At 71.5% G+C, this 22,675-nt stretch carries 16 protein-coding genes; 9 read left to right on the top strand and 7 right to left on the bottom strand.

What is annotated here, in order from left to right:
• Positions 1-71: 71 nt before the first annotated feature.
• Positions 72-269 carry a DUF4236 domain-containing protein gene (locus tag ALMP_RS20955; protein WP_264930537.1) on the bottom strand — a complete coding sequence of 66 codons (198 nt, stop codon included), beginning with the start codon at positions 267-269 and terminating at the stop codon, positions 72-74.
• Positions 270-537: 268 nt separating this feature from the next.
• Here ALMP_RS20955 and acnA point away from each other — a divergent pair, with 268 nt between their 5' ends.
• Positions 538-3,255 (top strand): aconitate hydratase AcnA, encoded by a 2,718-nt coding sequence (gene acnA / locus ALMP_RS20950; protein ID WP_309299508.1) that lies wholly within the window; start codon positions 538-540, stop codon positions 3,253-3,255.
• A 200-nt stretch (positions 3,256-3,455) separates the two neighbouring features.
• Here the strand turns inward: acnA and ALMP_RS20945 are convergent, their stop codons facing one another.
• The 4 genes from ALMP_RS20945 to ALMP_RS20930 all read right to left on the bottom strand — a co-directional run bounded on the left by ALMP_RS20945 (position 3,456) and on the right by ALMP_RS20930 (position 8,322).
• Complete coding sequence (locus ALMP_RS20945; protein ID WP_264930533.1) at positions 3,456-4,214, bottom strand: trans-aconitate 2-methyltransferase; 759 nt, start codon at positions 4,212-4,214, stop codon at positions 3,456-3,458.
• A gap of 111 nt (positions 4,215-4,325) precedes the next feature.
• Complete coding sequence (locus ALMP_RS20940; RefSeq protein ID WP_264930531.1) at positions 4,326-5,534, bottom strand: aminotransferase class V-fold PLP-dependent enzyme; 1,209 nt, start codon at positions 5,532-5,534, stop codon at positions 4,326-4,328.
• Positions 5,535-5,539: 5 nt separating this feature from the next.
• Positions 5,540-6,859, bottom strand: a complete 1,320-nt coding sequence (locus ALMP_RS20935) for a pyridoxal-phosphate dependent enzyme (RefSeq protein ID WP_264930529.1) — start codon at positions 6,857-6,859, stop codon at positions 5,540-5,542.
• Positions 6,856-8,322 carry a Y4yA family PLP-dependent enzyme gene (locus ALMP_RS20930; RefSeq protein WP_264930527.1) on the bottom strand — a complete coding sequence of 489 codons (1,467 nt, stop codon included), beginning with the start codon at positions 8,320-8,322 and terminating at the stop codon, positions 6,856-6,858. The genes ALMP_RS20935 and ALMP_RS20930 overlap by 4 nt, the downstream gene beginning before the upstream one ends.
• 291 nt (positions 8,323-8,613) lie before the next feature.
• Here ALMP_RS20930 and ALMP_RS20925 point away from each other — a divergent pair, with 291 nt between their 5' ends.
• Both ALMP_RS20925 and ALMP_RS20920 read left to right on the top strand, forming a co-directional pair.
• Complete coding sequence (locus ALMP_RS20925; RefSeq protein WP_264930525.1) at positions 8,614-9,681, top strand: lytic polysaccharide monooxygenase; 1,068 nt, start codon at positions 8,614-8,616, stop codon at positions 9,679-9,681.
• A 299-nt stretch (positions 9,682-9,980) separates the two neighbouring features.
• A complete protein-coding gene (locus ALMP_RS20920) occupies positions 9,981-11,651 on the top strand; it encodes a TlrC/CarA/OleB/SrmB family ABC-F type ribosomal protection protein (protein WP_264930524.1) in 1,671 nt (556 codons plus the stop codon).
• Positions 11,652-11,660: 9 nt separating this feature from the next.
• Here ALMP_RS20920 and ALMP_RS20915 read toward each other — a convergent pair whose 3' ends face one another.
• The gene (locus ALMP_RS20915; protein WP_264930522.1) at positions 11,661-12,650 is read right to left on the bottom strand and encodes an acetylxylan esterase; all 990 of its coding nucleotides are present in this window, start codon (positions 12,648-12,650) and stop codon (positions 11,661-11,663) included.
• Between the two features lie 230 nt (positions 12,651-12,880).
• On the opposite strand from ALMP_RS20915, the gene ALMP_RS20910 reads away from it, so the two are divergent.
• Genes ALMP_RS20910 through ALMP_RS20885 form a run of 6 tightly spaced genes read left to right on the top strand, consistent with a single transcriptional unit; the run spans position 12,881 to position 20,675 of the window.
• Positions 12,881-13,873 carry a sugar ABC transporter permease gene (locus tag ALMP_RS20910; protein ID WP_264930520.1) on the top strand — a complete coding sequence of 331 codons (993 nt, stop codon included), beginning with the start codon at positions 12,881-12,883 and terminating at the stop codon, positions 13,871-13,873.
• A 38-nt stretch (positions 13,874-13,911) separates the two neighbouring features.
• Positions 13,912-14,784 (top strand): carbohydrate ABC transporter permease, encoded by an 873-nt coding sequence (locus ALMP_RS20905; protein ID WP_264930518.1) that lies wholly within the window; start codon positions 13,912-13,914, stop codon positions 14,782-14,784.
• Positions 14,785-14,828: 44 nt separating this feature from the next.
• Positions 14,829-16,481, top strand: a complete 1,653-nt coding sequence (locus ALMP_RS20900) for an extracellular solute-binding protein (RefSeq protein ID WP_264930516.1) — start codon at positions 14,829-14,831, stop codon at positions 16,479-16,481.
• Positions 16,478-17,989: a xylan 1,4-beta-xylosidase gene (locus ALMP_RS20895; RefSeq protein ID WP_264930514.1), complete on the top strand. Its 1,512-nt coding sequence runs from the start codon at positions 16,478-16,480 to the stop codon at positions 17,987-17,989. Before ALMP_RS20900 ends, ALMP_RS20895 begins: the two co-directional genes overlap by 4 nt.
• A complete protein-coding gene (locus tag ALMP_RS20890; protein ID WP_264930512.1) occupies positions 17,986-18,669 on the top strand; it encodes a hypothetical protein in 684 nt (227 codons plus the stop codon). The genes ALMP_RS20895 and ALMP_RS20890 overlap by 4 nt, the downstream gene beginning before the upstream one ends.
• Positions 18,666-20,675: a beta-galactosidase gene (locus tag ALMP_RS20885; protein WP_264930510.1), complete on the top strand. Its 2,010-nt coding sequence runs from the start codon at positions 18,666-18,668 to the stop codon at positions 20,673-20,675. Before ALMP_RS20890 ends, ALMP_RS20885 begins: the two co-directional genes overlap by 4 nt.
• Here ALMP_RS20885 and ALMP_RS20880 read toward each other — a convergent pair.
• Complete coding sequence (locus tag ALMP_RS20880; protein WP_264930508.1) at positions 20,665-22,668, bottom strand: alpha-glucuronidase; 2,004 nt, start codon at positions 22,666-22,668, stop codon at positions 20,665-20,667. The two genes, ALMP_RS20885 and ALMP_RS20880, sit on opposite strands and share 11 nt — an antisense overlap.
• Positions 22,669-22,675: the final 7 nt, after the last annotated feature.

The following is a 22,675-nucleotide window of genomic DNA, read 5'->3' as shown; positions in this document are numbered from 1 at the left end:
GCTGAGGTTATCTCAGATATGAGATGTCGCCTCTTGGGGGGTCCGTTCAGGTGAACGGGTTTGACGCGGTGTCAGCGCCGTTTGGCGGAGCGTGTGCGGCGCCATCCGAAAGGTCCGGGCAAATCCACCGATGTCGTACGGCGCCCCGTGCTGCTGTGCGTATGGCGCGGGCCGTGTGCGCCGCCGGTCGTGATGGACCACGACCGCCGGTTGATGTTCAGCCGCACGCCGGGCAGGATCCGGAAGCTCTTGCGGAAGGTGAGGGGCATCGGGCCTCCTTCGTCGGTTCGGCCGGCGCTTCCCGTGTGCCTCGTCCGCTCTCGTCTACCCCGGCTCGGCCGCCCCAAGGCATGACCAACCAGCCCCCATGTACTAGAGTTATCTCGACATCGAGATATCTGCCGAGGCGCACCGCAGCCGCACGCATCATCGGTCTGGCAGTAAGGGTGACCTAACTTAGCCTTACCTTAGCGGATCGGCCAAGCTCGCGTGGCGGCAGGATGCGGTGGTACGCGCACATCAATGAAGGAGACTGTCGTGTCGGCGAACAGCTTCGACGCCCGCAGCACGCTGCAGGTGGGCGACGAGTCGTACGAGATCTTCCGGCTGGACAAGGTGGAGGGCTCGGCCCGGCTGCCGTACAGCCTCAAGGTCCTGCTGGAGAACCTGCTCCGCACGGAGGACGGCGCGAACATCACCGCCGACCACATCCGCGCCCTCGGCAACTGGGACTCGCAGGCCCAGCCCTCCCAGGAGATCCAGTTCACGCCGGCCCGCGTGATCATGCAGGACTTCACCGGCGTTCCCTGTGTCGTCGACCTCGCCACCATGCGTGAGGCCGTCAAGGAGCTCGGCGGCGACCCGGCGAAGATCAACCCGCTGGCCCCGGCCGAGCTGGTCATCGACCACTCCGTCATCGCCGACAAGTTCGGCACCAACGACGCCTTCGCGCAGAACGTCGAGCTGGAGTACGGCCGCAACAAGGAGCGCTACCAGTTCCTGCGCTGGGGCCAGACCGCGTTCGACGAGTTCAAGGTCGTCCCGCCCGGCACCGGCATCGTCCACCAGGTGAACATCGAGCACCTGGCCCGCACCATCATGGTCCGGGGCGGCCAGGCCTACCCCGACACCCTGGTCGGCACCGACTCGCACACCACCATGGTCAACGGCCTCGGCGTCCTCGGCTGGGGCGTCGGCGGCATCGAGGCCGAGGCCGCGATGCTCGGCCAGCCGGTCTCCATGCTCATCCCGCGCGTCGTCGGCTTCAAGCTGACCGGTGAGCTCACCCCCGGCACCACCGCCACCGACCTGGTGCTCACCATCACCGAGATGCTGCGCAAGCACGGTGTCGTCGGCAAGTTCGTCGAGTTCTACGGCGAGGGCGTGGCGGCGACGAGCCTCGCCAACCGCGCCACCATCGGCAACATGTCGCCGGAGTTCGGCTCCACCGCCGCGATCTTCCCGATCGACGACGAGACCCTCAACTACCTGAAGCTCACCGGCCGCAGCGAGCAGCAGGTCGCGCTCGTCGAGGCGTACGCCAAGGAGCAGGGCCTCTGGCTGGACCCGAAGGCCGAGCCGGACTTCTCCGAGAAGCTCGAGCTGGACCTCTCCACGGTCGTCCCGTCCATCGCCGGCCCGAAGCGCCCGCAGGACCGCATCGTCCTCGCGAACGCCGCCGAGCAGTTCAAGCTGGACGTCCGCAACTACGTCGACGTCGTGGACGAGGCGGGCCAGGAGTCCTTCCCGGCCTCCGACGCCCCGGCCGTCGCCCCGAACGGCGCCCCGTCCAACCCGGTCACCGTCACCGCCCCCGACGGCTCGACGTACGAGATCGACCACGGCGCGGTCACCGTCGCGGCCATCACCTCCTGCACCAACACGTCCAACCCGTACGTCATGGTCGCCGCCGCGCTCGTGGCGAAGAAGGCCGTGGAGAAGGGCCTGACCCGCAAGCCGTGGGTCAAGACCACCCTCGCCCCGGGTTCGAAGGTCGTCACCGACTACTTCGACAAGGCGGGCCTGACCCCGTACCTCGACAAGGTCGGCTTCAACCTCGTCGGCTACGGCTGCACCACCTGCATCGGCAACTCCGGCCCGCTGCCGGAGGAGGTCTCCAAGGCCGTCAACGACCACGACCTCGCGGTCACCTCGGTCCTCTCCGGCAACCGGAACTTCGAGGGCCGTATCAACCCCGACGTCAAGATGAACTACCTGGCCTCCCCGCCGCTGGTCGTCGCGTACGCCCTCGCGGGCTCCATGAAGGTGGACATCACCAAGGACGCCCTGGGCACCGACCAGGACGGCAACCCGGTCTTCCTGAAGGACATCTGGCCCTCCGAGGCCGAGGTCAACGACGTCGTGGCCAACGCCATCGGCGAGGACATGTTCAACAAGTCCTACCAGGACGTCTTCGCGGGCGACGCCCAGTGGCAGGCCCTGCCGATCCCGACCGGCAACACCTTCGAGTGGGACCCGGAGTCGACCTACGTCCGCAAGCCCCCGTACTTCGAGGGCATGACGATGGAGACCACCCCGGTCTCCGACATCACCGGCGCCCGTGTGCTGGCCAAGCTGGGCGACTCGGTCACCACCGACCACATCTCCCCGGCCGGCGCCATCAAGGCCGACACCCCGGCCGGCAAGTACCTCACCGAGCACGGTGTGGAGCGCCGCGACTTCAACAGCTACGGCTCCCGCCGCGGCAACCACGAGGTCATGATCCGCGGTACGTTCGCCAACATCCGCCTGCGCAACCAGATCGCGCCGGGCACCGAGGGCGGCTACACCCGTGACTTCACGCAGGACGGCGGCCCGGTCTCCTTCATCTACGACGCCTCCCGCAACTACATCGAGCAGGGCATCCCGCTCGTCGTCCTCGCGGGCAAGGAGTACGGCTCCGGCTCGTCCCGCGACTGGGCGGCCAAGGGCACGGCCCTGCTCGGCGTGAAGGCCGTCATCGCCGAGTCGTACGAGCGCATCCACCGCTCCAACCTCATCGGCATGGGCGTGCTGCCGCTCCAGTTCCCGGAGGGCGCCTCCGCCGCGTCCCTCGGCCTGACCGGCGAGGAGACCTTCTCGATCGCCGGCGTCACCGAGCTGAACGAGGGCCGCACCCCGCGCACGGTGAAGGTCACCACCGACACCGGCGTCGAGTTCGACGCGGTCGTCCGCATCGACACCCCCGGTGAGGCCGACTACTACCGCAACGGCGGCATCATGCAGTACGTGCTGCGCAGCCTGATCCGCAAGTAGTCAGCGACCAAGCGGTACGGCAGGGCCGCATCCCCGGAAGACGGGGGTGCGGCCCTTCGCCGAGCCCACCCCGAAGACCTCGGTGGCGCCAGCACCGATGGGGGCGCGGGGAACCGCGCGCCCAGCCACGACGCACCCGCACGGCCGCACGAGACCCTCGGCGAACCGAAACCCCCCCGCCACCTCCCAGCGGACAGCGCCTAGCGGAACGCGACGACCACATGGCTGTCGCCGTACTGCCAGACCACGCCCACCTGCCCGAACCCCGCCTCCCGCAGCAGCCGCAGATGGGTGTCGAGAGGGACGGGCGCGGAGGAGACCAGCCCGGCCGGCCGGCGAGCGCGTTCCGCGAGGAGGTCGGTCAGTTCGGGATCCTCCCCGACGGCCGTCCACCAGGCCGACCAGTCCTCGTGGACGTGCGCCCGCTGCCGTTGCGCCCGCCGAAGGCCGACGTACTCCGCGACCTCGGCCAGCGCGGGAGCGCCCTGCGGGAAGTGGTCGCCGTTGACGAGTACCCCCCCCGGCCGCAGCAGCGCCGCCAGCTCACGGTAGGTGCGGCGCAGCTCCTCCGGGCCCAGGTAGTGCAGCGCGGTCGTCGACACGGCCGCGTCCAGCGGGCGGTCCAGGCCCAGCGCCGCCGTCCAGCCCGCCGCGCCGATCTCCGCGTCGACATAGCGGGCCGCGTCCGCGTGATGGGTGCGGGCCAGCTCCAGCAGCAGCGGATCCCGGTCGACGGCCACGATGTCCGCGTTCGGCAGCCGCTGGGCCAGACGGGCCGCGAGCGAGCCGGGGCCGCAGCCGAGGTCGATGACGAGCGGCCGGGCCGGGCGGCCCGCGACGCCGTGCTCGACGACATCGGCGATCACGGTGAAACGCTCCTCACGGTCGACGGCGTACCGCTGCTGCTGGCGTTCCCAGCGCTCCACCCATCGCTCCGCCGTAGCCAGACTCAGCCCCATCCGGTCGTGCCACCTTGCCGTCTCGCCCTCGCTGTCCCGTCCCACCCGACCCTACAGGTGGAAACGGTTCCCATTCTCCTTTTCCGGAAGAGCCCCGGGAAGAGCCCTCCGTCACCCCAGCGTCGCGAGGACGGACAGCAACCGGTCGATCTCCTCGGGGGTGTTGTGCACGTGCGCACTCACCCGCACCGAGCCGGTCCGCTCCCCGGCCGCGCCCTGGCAGTGCTGGTCGGAGCGGACCATGAAGCCATGGCTGAACAGCACGAAACCGAGGTCCCCCGAGGGGATGTCACGGTGCCGGAAGCTGACGATCCCGCGCCGCCGCTGCACGGTCGAGTGCGCGGCCAGGCTGGTCTGACAGCCGAGGATCTCGTAGGCGTCGAGGTGGCGCAGCCCCTCGGTGAGCCGGGCCGCCAGGGCGACCGTCCACCGTTCGATCCGGTCGGTGCCGGCGCCGTCCAGCCAGTCCAGCGCGGCGGCCAGCGAGGCGATGCCGACGGTGTTGGGGGTGCCCGCCCAGCCGCCGGGGGCGAACTGCGGCCCGCGCGCCTGGCGGGCCCAGACGGCCCCGGAGCCGGGCAGGGCCATGGCCTTGTGCCCGGAGAAGACGACGAAGTCGACGTCCAGCGCGGTCACGGACACCGGCAGATGGCCCACGCTCTGCGCGGCGTCCAGGCAGATCACCGCGTCCGGGCCGACCGCCTCACGGATACGGTGCACGTTCATGTCGCCGCCGTAGACGTGGTGGACGTGGGTGACGGCGACGAACCGGGTGCGCGGCCCGGCCAGTTCCGCGAGCCCGGTGTGGTCGTAGTCGCCGGAGGACCGCTGGTAGGGCATCGGCCGCACCTCGACCCGGACGCCCTGCCGGGCCAGCAGCTCCTGGGCCTCCAGCCAGGGGGTGATGTTGGCCTGGTGGTCGGCGACGGGCACGACGATCTCGTCCCCGTCGGCGAGGAACCGCGGCAGCCAGTCCCGGGCGACGGCGCGCAGCCCCTCGGTGGCCCCGCTGGTGAAGTGCACGGCCGACCGCTCCGGCGCCGGGTCGTCCAGGAACCGCCCGACCCGGTCGCGGGTCTCCTCGACCAGGGCCGTGGTCCGGTTGGCCCACGGATAGGTGCCGCGCCCCGCGTTGGCGTTGGTGGTCGTGAGATAGGTGTGCACGGCGTCGAGGACGGCCTGCGGCTTCTGCGCGGTGGCCGCGCTGTCCAGGTAGGCCAGGTCCGGATGCCCGGTGATGATCGGGAACTGGGCGCGCAGCGCGCGCTGCCACTCCGTCAGGTCGGCTGCCGCGAAGGGCTGTCGGATGCTCAGGGTCATGGCGGTCAGTCCCGGACCAGGGGCGCGCCGGCGTCGCGCCAGGCGATGACGCCGCCGGTCAGGCTGCGGACGTCGGGGTGGCCCATGCGGGTGAGCAGCGCGGCGTAGCGGGCGGACTTCTCACCGACCGGACACACCAGCAGGACCGGGCGGTTGCGGCTGAAGGGCAGGCCGCCGCGGAGGAGTTCCTCGAACAGCTCGTCGACGATGTTCACCGAGCCGTCGATGTGCAGCGCCGCGTAGGCGAAGGAGCTGCGCAGGTCGACCACGAGCGGCCGGCCGGTGGCGATCCAGGCCTGGGCCTCGGCGACGTCGACGGCCGGCGCCGTACGGATCTCCGCCTCGGACAGGTCGGCCGGCGAGTTCTGCCGGCGGGGGCGGCCGAACAGGTCGGGGCGCCGCTGCCGGACGTAGCTCAGATAGCTCTCCACACGGTCGCAGACGATGAACACCGCCGACTGGCGTTCCGTCAGCTCCTCGTCGACCGAGCGTAGTTGGCGTACCGCGCCGAAGTAGGCGGCGCCCCCGGTGGGGCCGGCCAGGATGCCGCAGCGGCGGTTCAGCGTCAGCATCCCCTCGATCGCCTCGTCGGAGGTGACCGCCTCGATCGTGTCGTAGGTGCCGGGGTCGAACAGGCCCACCTCGTGCGCCTCGTCGATGGTGCGGATGCCGGGGACGAAGTCCGACTTGGCCGCGACCAGTCCGACGACCCGTACGGAGGGGTCGTTCTCCCGCAGCACCCGGGCCACGCCGGTGGAGGAGCCGGCGGTGCCCACGCAGGCGATGAACCAGTCCGGGGCCCGGCCGCCGAGGTCCTTGACGATCTCCGGGCCGGTGCCGGTGAGATGGGCCTCGGTGTTGCGCGGGTTGAAGTACTGGTCGGTGTGCAGATAGGCGCCGCCCGGCTCGGACAGCGTCCGGTGGAAGAGGGTCAGCGGATCGGAGGTCGCGGTCGGGTCCAGGCACTCGCTCTGCCCCGGCAGCTCCTCGATCTCCGCGCCGAGCAACAGCAGCAGGTCCTTGATCTCCGGCACCCGCATCCGGTTGGTGACGCTCTTGAAGGTCAGACCGTGCATCCCCGCGAGGACGGCCAGCGCCTTGGCGGTGTTCCCGCTGGAGAGCTCGACGACCTGGCTGCCGTGCGCGGCGGCCGACGCCAGGTGCGGGCGGGCCATGTTCCAGGCGGCCCGGTCCTTGACCGATCCGAAGGGGTTGAGCAGCTCCAGCTTGGCGTACAGGTCGAGGTTGCGCAGACCGTGCACCTCCGGGTCGATGCGCACCAGCGGCGTGTTGCCGATGGCCTCGGTGATGCTGTCGTACCTCACTTCGCGCCCCCCATGGATGCGGTCGGCCAGTACTGATCGTCCAGGCACCAGCGCCAGGCGCCCCCCTCCTGCCAGGCGGCGACCTTGCGGGCGACCGGCTGGAGCTGGGCGCGGGTGGCGTGGAAGTCCATGCAGTAGCCGGCGGTGTTCACGAAGGCCATCAGGTCGCCCGGCTCGGGGCGGCGCGGCAGGAACACCGTCCGCCGGGTGATCAGGTCGGTCTCCAGGCACCGGCTGCCGAAGAGATGCACGGCCACCGGCCCCGTGCCGTCACCGGCCGGGTCCCGGGGGAGCAGCACGGGGTCCATCAGCACACCGTGCTCCTCCAGCGCCACGTCGTCGGCCTTCGCCGCCAGCCGGACGAGCAGCTCCCCGCCGGGCTCCCCGGGACGCACCTCCAGCACCCTCGCCAGGGTCAGCCCGCACTGGTCCAGCAGCGCCCGCCCGGGCTCGATGTGCAGGTCGTACAGGTGCTCAAGGAGCAGCTCCGCCAGCGGCCGGCCGCCCAGCGCGGCGGCCGGATGCGCCAGCAGGGCGTCGAGGTAGCGTTCCCCGGCCACCGGCCGGTGCGCCGGATAGAGACCGAGCGTCCCGCGCACCGTGCCGGCCTCGTTGCGCAGGCCGTAGCCGTGCCCGCCCCAGGTCAGCGGCGGGCGGGTGCCGAGGACGGCGGCGGTCAGCTCGCTCGTGTACCGCTCCCACTGCCCGCCGTCGGCCAGGTAGTCGACGCCGAAACCGCCGCCCACGTCGACCGCGCGGGGCGTGAAGCCCCGGCTGCGGCAGCGCTCCAGCGCCCGCAGACAGCCCTCCAGGGCCGTCGCCTTCTCGGCGAGGCCCATCGTGTCCAGGTGGTACGCCAGACCGGTCAGGTCGAGCACGTCCCGATGGCGCTCGACGGCGTCCAGCAGCGGCTCCAGCTCCCCGGCGGGCGAGCCGAACCGGCTGCGCCGGCTCAGCACCCGTACGCCGGGCGCCTCGAACCCCGACAGCCGCAGCAGGACCCGGACCCGGGGCAGACCGTGCTTGCGCACGAGCGCGGCGAGCTGCTCCAGCTCGCCCGGGGAGTCGACGCCGACGGTGACCGAGACGCGCGCGGCCAGCCACAGGAACTCCGGGCTCTTCGGCCCGGTGGCCATGATCCGGTCGGGCGGGAACCCGGCCCCGAGAGCGTGTCGCAGCTCGCCCAGCGACGCGACGTCCACGCCCGCGTCCGTGGCGGCCAGCCGCCGCAGCAGGGCGCTGGAGCGGTTCGCCTTGTGGGCGAAGAACACCTGGCCCGCCAGATGGTGCCGGCCGTACACGGCGCGGAACCGCTCCAGGTTCTCCGCGATCTGCTCGGGAACCACCACGTTCAGCGGGGAGCCGAGGGCGTCCGTGAGCGTGTGGAGCAGTTCCGCGGAGTCCAGCAACGAGCGCAGCCGTGGCCCCGACCGTGGCTCCAGGTACAAGGGTTGCCCGCCCATGCCCGACCCCTCCCAGCACGTCAGGCCCGGCATCCCGGGCGCACCCGATCAGTCGCGCGGTTCGCCGTATAAGCCCATATCCATACTTCGGTTGTTTTACGCGCTCGGCCGGTGCCGAGAGGTGGTGCGAGAGGCGTTTACAAGTGAGCCGTCCGGCGCTACCTTCCGCCACAGGTGGAGTGGGAGCGCTCCCACTTCTGGTGGACCGGAACCCGCCCCGGGATCGCTCCCGCTTCACACATCCGCACCCCCTTTCCCGCACGGTCCGTACGTGGAAGGACAGACTCCGTCATGTCTTCTCCTGTCATGATCATGACAAAATTACGCACCAAGGCCCTGTTCCTGGTTCTCCTGGCCGTCGCGGCCACCCTCCCCGCCCTCGGCCTGATCGTCTCCGCCGGCGGCCGGGCCGAGGCCCACGGCACCCCCATGAAGCCCGGCAGCCGCACCTTCCTGTGCTGGCAGGACGGGCTGACCGACACCGGTGAGATCAAACCCGTCAACCCGGCCTGCAAGAACGCCCAACAGGTCAGCGGCACCACGCCGTTCTACAACTGGTTCTCCGTGCTGCGCTCCGACGGCGCCGGCCGCACCCGCGGCTTCGTGCCCGACGGGCAGCTGTGCAGCGGCGGCAACACCAACTTCACCGGCTTCAACGCCCCCCGCAACGACTGGCCGCTCACCCATCTCACCTCGGGCGCCACGATCGACTTCTCCTACAACGCCTGGGCCGCCCACCCGGGCTGGTTCCACGTCTACATCACCAAGGACGGCTTCGACCCGACCAAGACCCTCACCTGGAACGACGTGGAGGACCAGCCCTTCCTCACCGTCGACCACCCGCCGCTCAACGGCAGCCCGGGCACGGTCGAGGCCAACTACTCCTGGAGCGGCAAGCTCCCCGCCAACAAGTCGGGCCGCCACATCATCTACATGGTCTGGCAGCGCTCCGACAGCCAGGAGACCTTCTACTCCTGCTCCGACGTCGTCTTCGACGGCGGCAACGGCGAGGTGACGGGCATTCACCAGCCGGGCGACCCCAACGAGCCCGTGCCCGGCACCTGCACGGCCACCCGCCGCACGACCGGCAGCTGGAGCGGCGGCTACCAGTCCGAGGTGACCGTCACCAACACCGGCGACGTCCCGATGCTCGGCTGGATGGTCGACTGGACGCTGCCCGCCGGCCAGAAGGTCGACAGCCTGTGGAACGGCGCCCCGACGTACAACGGCCAGGCGGTGATGGTCCACAACGCCGGCTGGAACGGCTCGCTCAGTCCGGGCCGGAGCACGACCTTCGGGTACGTCGTCACCGGCTCGGGCGGTGACACCGCCACGAGCCTGCCCTGCCGGGTCGGCTGAGCCGCACCCGGCACGGACCCGGCGGGCGGTGGGCCGCACACCCGCCGGGTCCTCGCACCGACGCACGTGATCGGCCGGAAATCCATTGCCCACGGCCGGCCGGTCACGTACGTTCGTCCGCATGGGAACTCTGTGACAGCCCCCGCCGCGACCGCGTAGAGCACCGCTCCGCCGTCGTGGCGTCGTCGATTCCTCGGCGATTCTCGTCGACTGCTCGTCGATTCCTCGGAATTCCTCGTCGACTCCTCGACTCCTCGTCGAATCCGTTCCATCGGCACGGCCGAGAACAGGGGCTTCACATGCGTGCGCCACAAACCTCCCTTTCCTCCCCCTCTACCCGTTCCTCCCAGCTCTCCCTGCGCGGCGTCACCAAGCGCTACGACGACCACACCGTGCTGGACCGGATCTCCCTCAGCCTCGCGCCCGGCGAGAAGGCCGGCGTCGTCGGCGACAACGGGGCCGGGAAGTCCACCCTGCTGCGCCTGCTCGCCGGAGCGGAGCAGCCCGACACCGGCGAGGTGACCGTCGCCGCGCCCGGCGGCACCGGCTACCTCGCCCAGACCCTCGGCCTGCCCCCGTGGGCCACCGTCCAGGACGCCGTCGATCTGGCGCTGGCCGAGCTGCGGGAGCTGGAGACGGCACTGCGGCGCGCCGAGGACGCGCTCGCCGAGACCCCCGAGGGCGGTCGGCTGGACGACGCGCTCGCCGCGTACGCCCGGCTGACCGAGCGGTACGAGGCCCGCGAGGGCTACGGAGCCGACGCCCGCGTCGAGACCGCGCTGCACGGGCTCGGGCTGCCGGGGCTGGCCCGCGACCGCCGGCTGGGCACGCTCTCCGGAGGGGAGCGCTCACGGCTGGCGCTGGCCGCGACCCTCGCCTCCCGGCCGGAGCTGCTGCTGCTCGACGAACCGACCAACGACCTGGACGACCGGGCCGTCCACTGGCTGGAGGAGCACCTGCGGGCCCACCGCGGCACCGTCGTCGCCGTCACCCACGACCGCGTCTTCCTGGAACGACTCACCACCACGGTGTGGGAGGTCGACGGCGGCCGGGTCTCCCGCCACGGCAACGGTTACGCCGGCTACCTCGCCGCCAAGGCCGCCGAACGCCGCCGCCATCAGCAGCAGTACGACGAGTGGCGTGCCGAGCTCGACCGCAGCCGCCGGCTGGCCGCGGCGAACGTGGTCCGCCTGGAAGCCATCCCGCGCAAGATGAGCCTGGACGGTTTCGGCCACGGCGCGTTCCGGGCGCGCGGCCGTGCGCACGGCGCGATGAGCCGCATCCGCAACGCCAAGGAACGGGTCGAACGGCTCACCGCGCACCCGGTGACCCCGCCGCCGACCCCGCTGACCTTCACGGCCCGGCTCACCACCGCCGCCGAACCGGGGGAGACGCCGGCGGCAGCCCTCGACGCTGTGGAGGTGGCCGGCCGGCTGCGCGTGCCGCGGCTGCGCGTCGGCCCGGCCGAGCGGCTGCTGATCACCGGCCCCAACGGCGCGGGCAAGACCACCCTGGTGCGGCTCCTGGCCGGCGAACTGCGCCCGGACCACGGCACGGTGAGCGTCCCGGGCCGGGTGGGGCACCTGCGCCAGGAGGAGACGCCCTGGCCGCCGCACCTCACGGTGCTGGCCGCCTACGCCCACGGCCGCCCCGGCGACCGGGACGAACACGCCGCCCGTCTGCTCTCCTTCGGCCTGTTCGAACCCGCCGAACTGCGCCGCCGGGTGGGGGAGCTGTCGTACGGCCAGCGCCGCCGCATCGAGCTCGCCCGGCTGGTGACCGAACCGGTGGACCTGCTGCTCCTGGACGAGCCGACCAACCATCTCTCCCCGGCCCTGGTGGAGGACCTGGAGGCGGCCCTGGCGGACTACACGGGCGCGCTCGTCCTGGTCACCCATGACCGCCGGATGCGCGCACGGTTCACCGGGACCCGGCTGGAACTGCGGGAGGGGGCCGTCGTCGGCGGGTGAGAGAACGTCTCAGCTGCCCAATACCTTTGGCAGCCAGCCGAGTTGGCGGCGGACCTGCTCCGCCTCGCCGCCCTCGTGCCCGTTGTACGGGTACGCGTGGATCTCCTTGGGCGCGGTGGCGCCGGTCGCCGTCCCGTAGTGGTTGAAGGCGGCGTACGTGCCGCTGGGCGGGCAGACCGTGTCGCGCAGGCCCGTGCCGAAGTGGGCGGGGGCCTGCGCGCGGCGGGCGAAGGAGACGCCCTCCACATAGCAGAGCGTGCGGTACGCGGACCGCTCGGCGCCCCGGTGGACCGAGAGGTACGCGGCGATCTCGCCGTAGGGACCGGCGTCGGTGAGGTCCAGGGCACGGCGGATGCCGCACAGCAGCGGGGCGGTGACCAGCACGGCGGCGAGGTCGGGGACCAGGCCCGCGACGGCGAGGGCGAGTGCGCCGCCCTGGCTGTTGCCGACGGCGGCCGTCCGCGTCCCGTCCACGCCCGGCAGCGCGCGCACCGCCGCCACCGCCCGCACCGCGTCCGTGATCAGCCGCCGGTAGTGGTAATCGTGCGGGGCGAGCAGGCCGCGCACGGCCGGGCCGGGGCCGCCGGGCGCGGTGGCGTGCGGGTCGGGGGTGGCGCCGCCGTTGCCGTACTGGTCGCCCTGGCCGCGGTTGTCCATCAGCAGGTGCGCGTACCCGGCGTTCACCCAGGTCAGCCGCTCGTGGGGGAGGCCGCGGCCACGGCCGTAGCCGGCGTACTCGACGACCGCGGGCAGCGGGCCGTCCGCACCGGCCGGCCGGCTGAACCAGGCGCGCACCGGGTCACCGGCGAAGCCCCGGAAGGTCACGTCCCAGGTCCGGGTCAGCCGCAGGCCGCTCTCCACGGGCCGCACGGACACCAACGGCTCGTGCCGGGCGGCCTCCTCGATCGTGTCGTGCCAGAAGGCGTCGAAGTCGACGGGCTCCTCCAGTTCCGGGCGGTACTGCTCCAGTTCGCTGAGCGGCAGGTCGAACGCGGGCACGGGCAGGCACCTCGCAGGAGTCGGTGGCAACCTGGAAACTTGCGGACACGGGCGGGCGTGAACCCCCGTGTTCTACCCCGCCGACGAGGTGTTCCAACGCTTCCCACTCGTCTCGGCCGTCTCGTGCGCAACCCATTGACAGCGCTTTCTGAGTACCCCTAAGTTGCCGCGAAGTTACCGGTAAGAGCTCGAAAGTTTCGGTACCGCGTCCCCTAACGGGAGGCCCGAGCATGAGCACCTCCACCACACCGGCTCCACCCCCAGGCACCCAGCACCCGCCGCCCGCGCGACGGGCCCCGGGCCCCGCGCGGCCCACGGCACGGCGCGGCTGGCGGCGGGCGCTGCGCCGGGACTGGCAGTTGTACTCGCTGGCCGTGCTGCCCCTGCTGTTCTTCCTGGTCTTCCGCTACCTGCCGATGATCGGCAACGTGATCGCCTTCCGCCGCTTCGAGCCGGGCGGCTCGATCTTCGGCGAGCAGTGGGTGGGCCTGCGCTATGTGGAGATGTTCCTGTCGGACCCCACCTTCTGGCAGGTCTTCCGCAACACCCTGTGGATCGGCGCGCTGACGCTGGTGTTCTGCTTCCCGGTCCCGCTCGTGCTGGCGCTGCTGCTCAACGAGGTGCGCCGCACCGCGCTCAAGCGGTTCGTGCAGTCGGTGTCCTACCTCCCGCACTTCCTGTCGATCGTGATCGTCGCCGGCATCACCATGCAGATGCTCGCCACCGACGGGCCCGTCAACCACGTCCTGGGCTGGTTCGGCCACGACCCGATCCGCTTCATCCAGGAACCCGAGTGGTTCCGCACGGTCTACGTCGGCTCCGAGATCTGGCAGACCGCCGGCTGGGGCACGATCCTCTACCTCGCCGCGCTCACCACGATCGACGAGGACCTCTACGAGGCCGCCCGCATCGACGGCGCCAACCGCTGGAAGCAGATCTGGCACGTCACCCTGCCCGGCATCCGCCCCACCATGATCACCCTGCTGATCCTCAACATCGGCACGTTCCTGGCGGTCGGCTTCGAGAAGATCCTGCTGCTGTACAACCCGCTGACCTATCCGACCGCCGACGTGGTCTCCACGTACCTGTACCGCACCGGCGTCGAGTCCAACAGCTTCAGCTACGCCGCCGCGATCGGCCTGTTCGAGGCGGTCATCGGGCTGGTGCTGATCACCTCCGCGAACCTGCTCTCGCGCCGCACGGTGGGAACGAGCCTGTGGTGAGCCTCCTGACGCCCCGGTCCGGGCGCCCACGGACCTCCGTGAACCAGCCGACGCGCGGCTACCGCGTCTTCCAGGGGATCAACGGGGTGATCCTCACCGGCGTGGTCGTCGTCACGCTCTATCCCTTCGTCAACATCATCGCCCGCTCCTTCAGCGGGGAACGGCAGATCCGCGCCGGTGAGGTGACGCTGTGGCCCAAGGGCTTCGACCTCACCACCTACCGGATCGTGTTCACCGACGACACGTTCTGGCGCGGCTACGGCAACACGGTCTTCTACACCGTCGTCTCGACCGCCGTCGCCATGGTCCTGACGACCTGCTACGCGTACGTGCTGTCCAAGAAGCACCTCAAGGGGCGCGGCGCGCTCGTCGGGATCGCCGTGTTCACCATGTTCTTCTCCGGCGGTCTCATCCCGAACTACGTGCTGATCACCAGCCTGGGCCTGAAGAACTCGGTGTGGGCGATCGCCCTGCCGAACGCGATCAGCGTGTTCAACCTGCTGGTGATGAAGGCGTTCTTCGAGAGCCTGCCGTCCGAACTGGAGGAGGCCGCGGAGATCGACGGGCTGAGCACCTACGGCATCCTGCTGAGGATCGTGCTGCCGCTGTCCAAGGCGGTCATCGCCACGATGGTGCTGTTCTACTCGGTGTCCTTCTGGAACTCCTGGTTCCAGGCCTTTCTCTACATGGACCGGGCGGATCTGATGCCGGTCACCGTCTACCTGCGCAACCTCATCGCGGGCGCCACCGGCGCCACCAACGCCGGCGCCACCACCGAACAGGGCAGCCAGGTCGCGGCGAACATCCAGGCGGTCACGATCGTGCTGACCTCGCTGCCGATCCTGTGCGTGTACCCGTTCGTCCAGCGCTACTTCGTCTCGGGCGTGATGCTCGGCGCGGTGAAGGGCTGAGCGCGACCGAAGGCTCCAACGGCTTACGGAACAAGGGAGTGTCCGTGAAGAACCAAGGAAACCTGTCGCGGCGTCAGATCCTGGCCGCCGCCGGCTTCATCGGCCTCGCCACCCTCACGGGCTGCGGCAGCGGCGACGACGGCGGCGACACCAAGGACCTGTCGAAGAAGCAGAACGGCGCGATGAAGGAGTACCGCGTCGGCCAGCAGTTCAAGGCGAGCAAGGCGCTGTCCTTCTCCCTGCTGCACAACAACATGCCCAACTACCCGCTGAAGTCGAGCTGGCTGTTCTGGAAGGAACTGACCCGGCGCACCGGCATCACCCTCAAGCCCACCACCGTCCCCTCCAGCGACTACGACAAGAAGCGCAGCCTGCTCATCGGCGCGGGCGACGCCCCGCTGCTGATCCCCAAGACCTACCCGGGACAGGAGACCCCCTTCGTCTCCTCGGGCTCGATCCTCCCGGTCAGCGACTACGTGCACCTCATGCCCAACTTCCAGGACAAGGTCAAAAGATGGGGGCTCCAGCCCGAGATCGACTCGCTGCGCCAGTCCGACGGCAAGTACTACCTGCTGCCCGGCCTGCACGAGAGGCCCAGGGCCGGCTACTCGATGGCGCTGCGCACCGACGTCCTGGACCGCCTCGGCCTGAGCCTGCCCACCACCTGGGACGAGGTGTACGCCGTCCTCAAGGCGCTCAAGGCTGAGTACCCCGACCGCTACCCGTTCTCCGACCGCTGGAGCAACCCGCCGAACTCCGCCGGCGCGCTGCTGGGCTACCTCGGCCAGGCCTACGGCGTCCGGGCCGGCTGGTCGTACCTGAACACCACCTGGGACCAGCGGCAGGGCAGGTACGTCTTCACCGGCGCCACCGACGCCTACCGCCAGGTCCTGGAGTTCCTGCACAAGCTGGTCGCCGAGAAGCTGTTGGACCCCGAGAGCTTCACCCAGACCGACGACGACGCGGTGAAGAAGCTGCTCGCGGAGAAGTCCTTCGTGATCAGCAGCAACCCGCAGGAGCTGGTGCAGAACTACCGCTACAACCTCGAACGCCAGGTCAAGGGCGCCACGATCGAGATGGTCCCCGTCCCGCTCGGGCCGGCCGGGCCGGTCGTCCTGGGCGGCGTCCGCCTGGAGAACGGCCTGATGATCTCCGGCAAGGCCCTCAAGAGCGACAGCTTCGTCGCCCTGATGCAGTTCGTGGACTGGCTGTGGTACTCGGACGAGGGCCAGCGGTTCGCCAAATGGGGTGTGCGGGACGTCACCTACACCGAGTCCGGCGGCCGGTACGAGGTCAAGGACGGCATCTCCCTCATGGGGTCCGACCCGGGCGCCCCCAAGGACCTCCAGAAGGACTTCGGGTTCTCCAACGGTGTCTTCGCCTACGGCGGCAGCTGGTCCCTGGTCTCCTCCTCCTTCGGCCCGGACGAGAAGAAGTTCCAGGACGCCATGGCCCAGCGCAAGCAGCTGCCCGTCGACCCCGCCCACCCGCTCCAGTCGGTGGAGCAGGAACAGGCGACGCTGTGGGAGACCCCGCTGCGGGACCACGTCTTCCAGAACACCCTCCAGTTCGCCCTCGGCAAGCGCCCGCTGAGCGAATGGGACGACTACGTCGCCGAGTTGAAGGCGAAGAACATGGACCAGTTCATCGACCTGCACAACAAGGCGTACGAACGCTTCAAGAAGGAGCACGGGTGATCCGCGTCCCCGCGGAACCGGCCGGCCGGCTCTCCGACGCCTGGCGCCACTGCGTCGGCACCGGCCGGATCGAACTCGCCCTGCGCCGCGACCACCAGGACTCCCTCGCCCTCCTCCAGCGCGAGATCGGCTTCCGCCACATCCGCGGCCACGGCCTGTTCAGCGACGGCATGGGCGTGTACCGCCCCTACGAGCACGAGGGCGAACGGCGGGTCCACCACTCCTTCACCTACGTCGACCAGGTCGTCGACGCGCTTCTCGCCCGCGGCGTCCGCCCCTTCCTGGAACTCGGCTTCATGCCCGCCGAGCTGGCGTCGGGCGACCAGACCGTCTTCTGGTGGCGCGGCAACGTCACCCCGCCCCGCTCCCACCGCGAGTGGGCCGACCTGGTCCGCGCCACCCTCAGCCACCTCGTCGACCGCTACGGCCTCGACGAGGTGCGCACCTGGCCGATCGAGGTGTGGAACGAACCCAACCTGCCCGACTTCTGGCAGCACGCCGACGCCAAGGCCTACCACCGGCTGTACGAGGTCACCGCGCACACCGTGAAGGAGGTGGACGCCGCCCTCCAGGTCGGCGGTCCCGCGATCTCCCCGGGCGCCGACGACTGGCTGACACGGTTCGTGGAGTTCACCGCGGCGCACGACGTGCCCGTGGACTTCGTCTCCCGGCACGCCTACACCTCCGGACCGGCCCGGCACGTCCCCTTCGGCGTCCACCAGACCCTCGACCCCGCCGACCGCCTCCTCGACCAGTTCGCCACCCCGAGGCGGCAGCTCAGCGACACGCGGTACGCGGAACTCCCCGTGCACATCACCGAGTTCAACTCCTCCTACCGCCCCGACAACCCCGTCCACGACACCGCCTTCCACGCCGCCTACCTGGCCCCGGTGCTCGCCGCCGGCGGTGACCTCGTCGACTCCTTCTCCTACTGGACCTTCAGCGACATGTTCGAGGAGGTCGGCGTCCCCACCGCGCTCTTCCACGGCGGCTTCGGCCTGCTCACCCACCGCCAGGTCAGAAAGCCGACCTACCACCTGTACGCGTTCATGGCGCGGATGGGGCCGCTGCTGCTGGCGCGCGGCGACGACCACCTCGTCACCCGCCACACCGACGGCCGGGTTACCGTCCTGGCCTGGGCGCCCGTCGACCCCACCGGCCGCACCCCCGGCCCCGACCGGCACGAGCTGCGGCTGTCCGTGCCCGTCGCGACCCGCGGCGAGGCCTTCGTACGCCGCTCCACCGTCGACGAGGAACACGGCAACGCCTACACCGCCTGGCGGCACATGGGCAGCCCCCGCTCACCGAGACCCGGCCAGCTGGACGTCCTGCACCAGGCGGCCGAACCCGCCCGCGGCCACACCCGGCTGCCGCTCACCGACGGCCGCGCCGACCTGCGCCTCACCCTGGCCCGCCACGAGGTCACCCTGGTCGAGCTGACCCCGCTCACCGACGAGACCCCGCCCTGGTGGGACGAGCGGCGGCTGCTCGGCGGGGAGGCGGCGTGAGCACCGTACGCACCGCCGACTTCGGCACCGGCGTCCTGTCCCGCGCCGCCGCCCTCCTGCACACCGTCCTCACCGTCGAGGCCCTGCTGCTCGCCACCGCCGCACCCGGCCTCGCCGGACTGCTGCTCCTCGGCCCCGACCCCGCGAACCTGCCCCTCGCCGCCGTCTGCCTGCTGCCGCTCGGCCCGGCCGCCTCCGCCGCCGTGTACGCCCTGCACCACCGCAGCCGCGACCTCACCGACCTGCACCCGGCCCGCGTCTACCGGCGCGGCCTGCGCCTGAACACCCTGCCCGCGCTGAAGCTGTGGACGCCGCTGCTGGCCTGGCTGACCGTGATCGCGTTCACCCTCACCCACTTCTCCGCCACCGGTCTGCCCGGCTGGTGGGCCGTCCTGCTCGCGGTGATCGGCGCCGTCTGTCTGCTGTGGGGCGCGCACGCCCTCGTCCTCACCTCGCTGTTCGCCTTCCGCGCCCGGGACACCGCCCGCCTCGCCGGGTACTTCCTCGTCCGGCGGGGCCGCGTCACCCTCGCCGCCGGCTCCCTGCTGGTGCTGACCGCGGGGACGACGGCCCTGCTGACCGAGGCCCTGCCCGCGCTGCTCGCCGCCCCGCTGCTGCTCTCCCTGCTGCACGCCGCCCGCCCGGTGATCGCCGAGACCGAGGAGGACTTCACCGTATGAACGACAAGATCCCGTACGGCGGCGACTACAACCCCGAGCAGTGGCCGCAGGAGGTCTGGGACGACGACCACCGCCTGTTCACCCGGGCCGGCATCGACACCCTCACCGTCGGCGTCTTCTCCTGGTCGCTCACCCAGCCCGCCGAGGACACCTACGACTTCACCGTCCTGGACCGCGTCGTCGACCGCGCCGCCGCCGAAGGTCGCCGGATCTGCCTGGCCACCGGCACGGCCGCCCTGCCGCCCTGGCTGGCGAAGAAGTACCCCGAGGTCAACCGCACCGACTTCGAGGGCCGTCGGCACCGCTACGGCCAGCGCCACAACTTCTGCCCCAGCTCACCGGCGTACCGCCGGCTCGCCACGGCGATGGCCGGCCGCCTCGCCGAACGCTACGCCGACCACCCCGCGCTGCTCGCCTGGCACGTCAACAACGAGTACGGCGGCGCCTGCTACTGCGACCTGTGCGCCCACGCCTTCCGGGGCTGGCTGCGCGAACGGCACGGCACCCTCGACGCCCTCAACGACGCCTGGTGGACCACCTTCTGGTCGCACCGCTACACCGACTGGGCCGAGATCGAGCCGCCGAGCGCCCTCACCGAGCACTGGCGCGGCCCCGACCACACCGCCTTCCAGGGCGTCACCCTCGACTACCAGCGGTTCATGACCGACGCGCTGCTCGGCTGCTTCACCGCCGAGAAGGAAGCCATCCGCGTCCACGACCCGGACACCCCCGTCACCACCAACCTCATGGGCCTGTACCGCCCGCTCGACTACCACCGCTGGGCACCCCACCTGGACTTCGCCTCCTGGGACAGCTATCCGCCGCTGGACGCCCCGCCGACCCGCGCCGCCCTCGGCCACGACCTGATGCGCGGCCTGAAGGACGGCGCCCCCTTCTGGCTGATGGAGCAGACCCCCTCCACCACCGCCTGCCGCGACGTCAACCCGCTGCGCCGCCCCGGTGAACTCCGGCTCGCCACCTGGCAGGCGATCGCCCACGGCGCGGACGCCACCCTCTACTTCCAGATGCGCGCCTCACGCGGCGCCTGCGAGAAGTACCACGGGGCGGTCATCGGCCACGCGGGCCGCGACGACACCCGCGTCTTCCGCGAGGTCGCCGCCGTCGGCGCCGAGCTGGCCGACTTCGGGGCCGTCTCCCTCGGCGCCCGCACCCCCGCCCGCACCGCCCTCCTCTTCGACTGGGACAGCTGGTGGGCCCTGGAGATCTCCGACGGCCCCTCCCGCCTGGTCCGCTACCCGGACGTCGTCCACGCCTACTACCGGGCCGCCCGAGAGGCCGGCGCCGACGTCGACGTCGTCCCCGTCACCACCGACCTCACTCGCTACGACGTGGTCCTCGCCCCCGTCCTGCACCTGATCGGCGACGACCTCGCGGACCGCCTGGAGACCCTGGCCCGGCGCGGCGGAACCGTCCTCGCCACCTTCCTCACCGCCCGCTGCGACGTCCACGACCGCGCCTTCCTCACCGATGTGCCCGGCCCGCTCGCCCCGCTGCTCGGCATCCGCGTCGACGAGTGGGACGCCCGCCCGCGCGACGTCGTCCAACCCGTCGACCTCGGCGGCTTCCGCACCACCGCCCGCCTGGTCTTCGAGATCGTCCAGCCGCGCGGCGCCGAGCCGGTCGGGACCTACGGCGCCGACTTCTACGCGGGCACCCCGGCCGTCACCCGGCACACCGTCGGCGCGGGCGAGGCCTGGTACGTGGCCACCGCCCTCGACCAGCCCGGCGTCGACCACGTCGTCCGCCGCGTCCTGGCCCGCCACGACCTGATCGGCCCCTACGCCGACCATGCCGCCGTCGAGACGGCGACCCGCGTCGCCCCCGACGGCACCCGTCTGCTGTTCCTCCTCAACCACGCCCCCGAAACGGCCCCGCTGACCGCCCACGCCACCGCCACCGACCTGCTCACCGGCAAGCACGTCGACCAGGGCGCGCCCCTCGTCCTCGACCCCCTGGGGGTGGCCGTCCTGCGGCTCAGTGGATGACCCGCCCCCGCCCGTCCGGCACCCCGGACTTGCGGAAGAAGTAACTGTTGATCTGGTCCCGCCACTCCCGCGCCGACCGGAGCTGCTCCTCGTACCGCTCCGCCACGCGCGCGTGCCACGCGGCGTCCACCAGGTCCGCGAGGCCCGCCCACACCCGGCGCGCCTCGGCCACCTCCTCCACGCCCTCGAAATGGGTGTCGTAGATGTGCTGGATCACCGTCGTCCCGTCGGCCAGCACATGCCCGTACGGCACATGGTGGAAGAACAGCAGCAGCTCGTCGGGGCAGGTCGCGGGCGACTCGTACCGCTGCGCCCACGGCGTGGGATACAGCGCCGCGTAACCGGTTCCGGTGGCGGCGCTGCGGTCCACGCCCACGCCGTCGCGGTCGGCGAAGTGGTAGGTGCCCCACGGGCTGTACTCGTAGCCGTCCACGCTCGGCCCGTAGTGGTGCCCCGGCTGCACCATGAAGCCCACACCCAGCGGCGCGGTGTACTTCTCGTACGTCCGCCACGAACCGTCGAGCACGGCGTGCAGGCCGGCCGACAGCCGCCGCGGCGCGCCCGGGAAGGTGAGGCCGATCCACTCGTCGAGCACATGGAGCGGATCCGCGTCCGGCTGCCAGGCGAGGCGCCCGAAGGTGTACAGATTGGCCTGCGCGAGCGGGTGCCCGGTCCAGAAGGGGTCGTCCCCGACGTTGGAGACCGCGACCAGGCCGTCGGCCAGCTCGCCCACGCGGGAGACGGCCGGGCGGAACCGCAGCACCTCGCTCCACATCGGGCCCAGCCAGCACACGTGCCGCTGCTGCCCGGTGTACTCCTGCGTGGCCTGCACCTCCACCGCCAGCCGGGTGCGCGGCAGCGCGCCCAGCACCGGCGAGACCGGCTCGCGCACCTGGAAGTCCATCGGCCCGTGCTTGACCTGGAGCAGGACGTTGTCCGCGAACTGTCCGTCCAGCGGCGCGAAATGGTCGTACGCGGCCCGCGCCCGGTCCGTCGAGCGGTCCCGCCAGTCCTGCCGGTGGTCGTAGACGAAGGCCCGCCAGTGCACCGTGCCGCCGTACGGTTCGAGCGCGGCGGCCAGCATGTTCGCGCCGTCGGCGTGCGAGCGGCCGTAGGTGAACGGCCCCGGCTGGCCCTCCGAGTCGGCCTTCACCACGAACCCGCCGAAGTCCCCGATCGCCGCGTACACCCCGCGCACGGCCTCGGCCCACCACGCGCGCACCCGCGCGTCCAGCGGGTCGGCGGTCGGCAGCCCGCCCAGCACGACGGGCGCGGCGAAGGTGACCGACAGATGCGTGCGGATCCCGTAGGGCCGCAACGCGTCGGCGAGGACGGCGACCTCACCGAGGCGGTCGGTCAGCAGCCGCGCCTCGGTCGCGTGCACGTTGACGTTGTTGACGGCGACCGCGTTGATCCCGCAGGCCGCGAGCAGCCGTCCGTAGGCCCGCACGCGCTCCACCTCGCCGCGGGCCCGCCCCTGCCGCCAGAACAGCGACCCGCCGGCGTACCCGCGCTCCACCTGTCCCATGACCGGATGCACGTCCACGTTGTCCCAGTGGTCGAGCATCCGCAGTGCCATGGCCGGCCGGTGCGTCTCGGCGGGCCGTCGCTCACCGCCGAACGCGGCCTCACCGAGCCGCACCACATGGAACAGGCCGTACAGCAGCCCCCGTTGACCGGACGCGGTGACGGTCGTGGTGCCGTCCTCGCGCCGCAGGGCGAAACCCTCCTCGCCGAGGCCGAGGCCGGGTCCGGTCGCCGGGCCCGCGTCCGTCAGCTCCAGGACGAGGTCGTACGCGGCGCCGGACGGCTCCCCCCGGACAACCTCCCCGCCGAACCGTCCGCAGGCGTCGGCCACCTCACCGTGCACCGTCTCCACCAGCGGACCCGATCCGAGGATCAGCGTCCGCCGGGAACCCACCGACCGCAGCGCCCGCGGCGGCAGCCACGCTGCGTCGACCCCCTCGGGCAGGACGGGCACGGGAAGCGGCACGGGGCCT

The organism is Streptomyces sp. A012304, from assembly GCF_026008495.1.
GTDB lineage: Bacteria > Actinomycetota > Actinomycetes > Streptomycetales > Streptomycetaceae > Streptomyces.
Note: the sequence above shows the minus strand (reverse complement) of the source record. Positions and strands in the feature narration are given on the sequence as shown.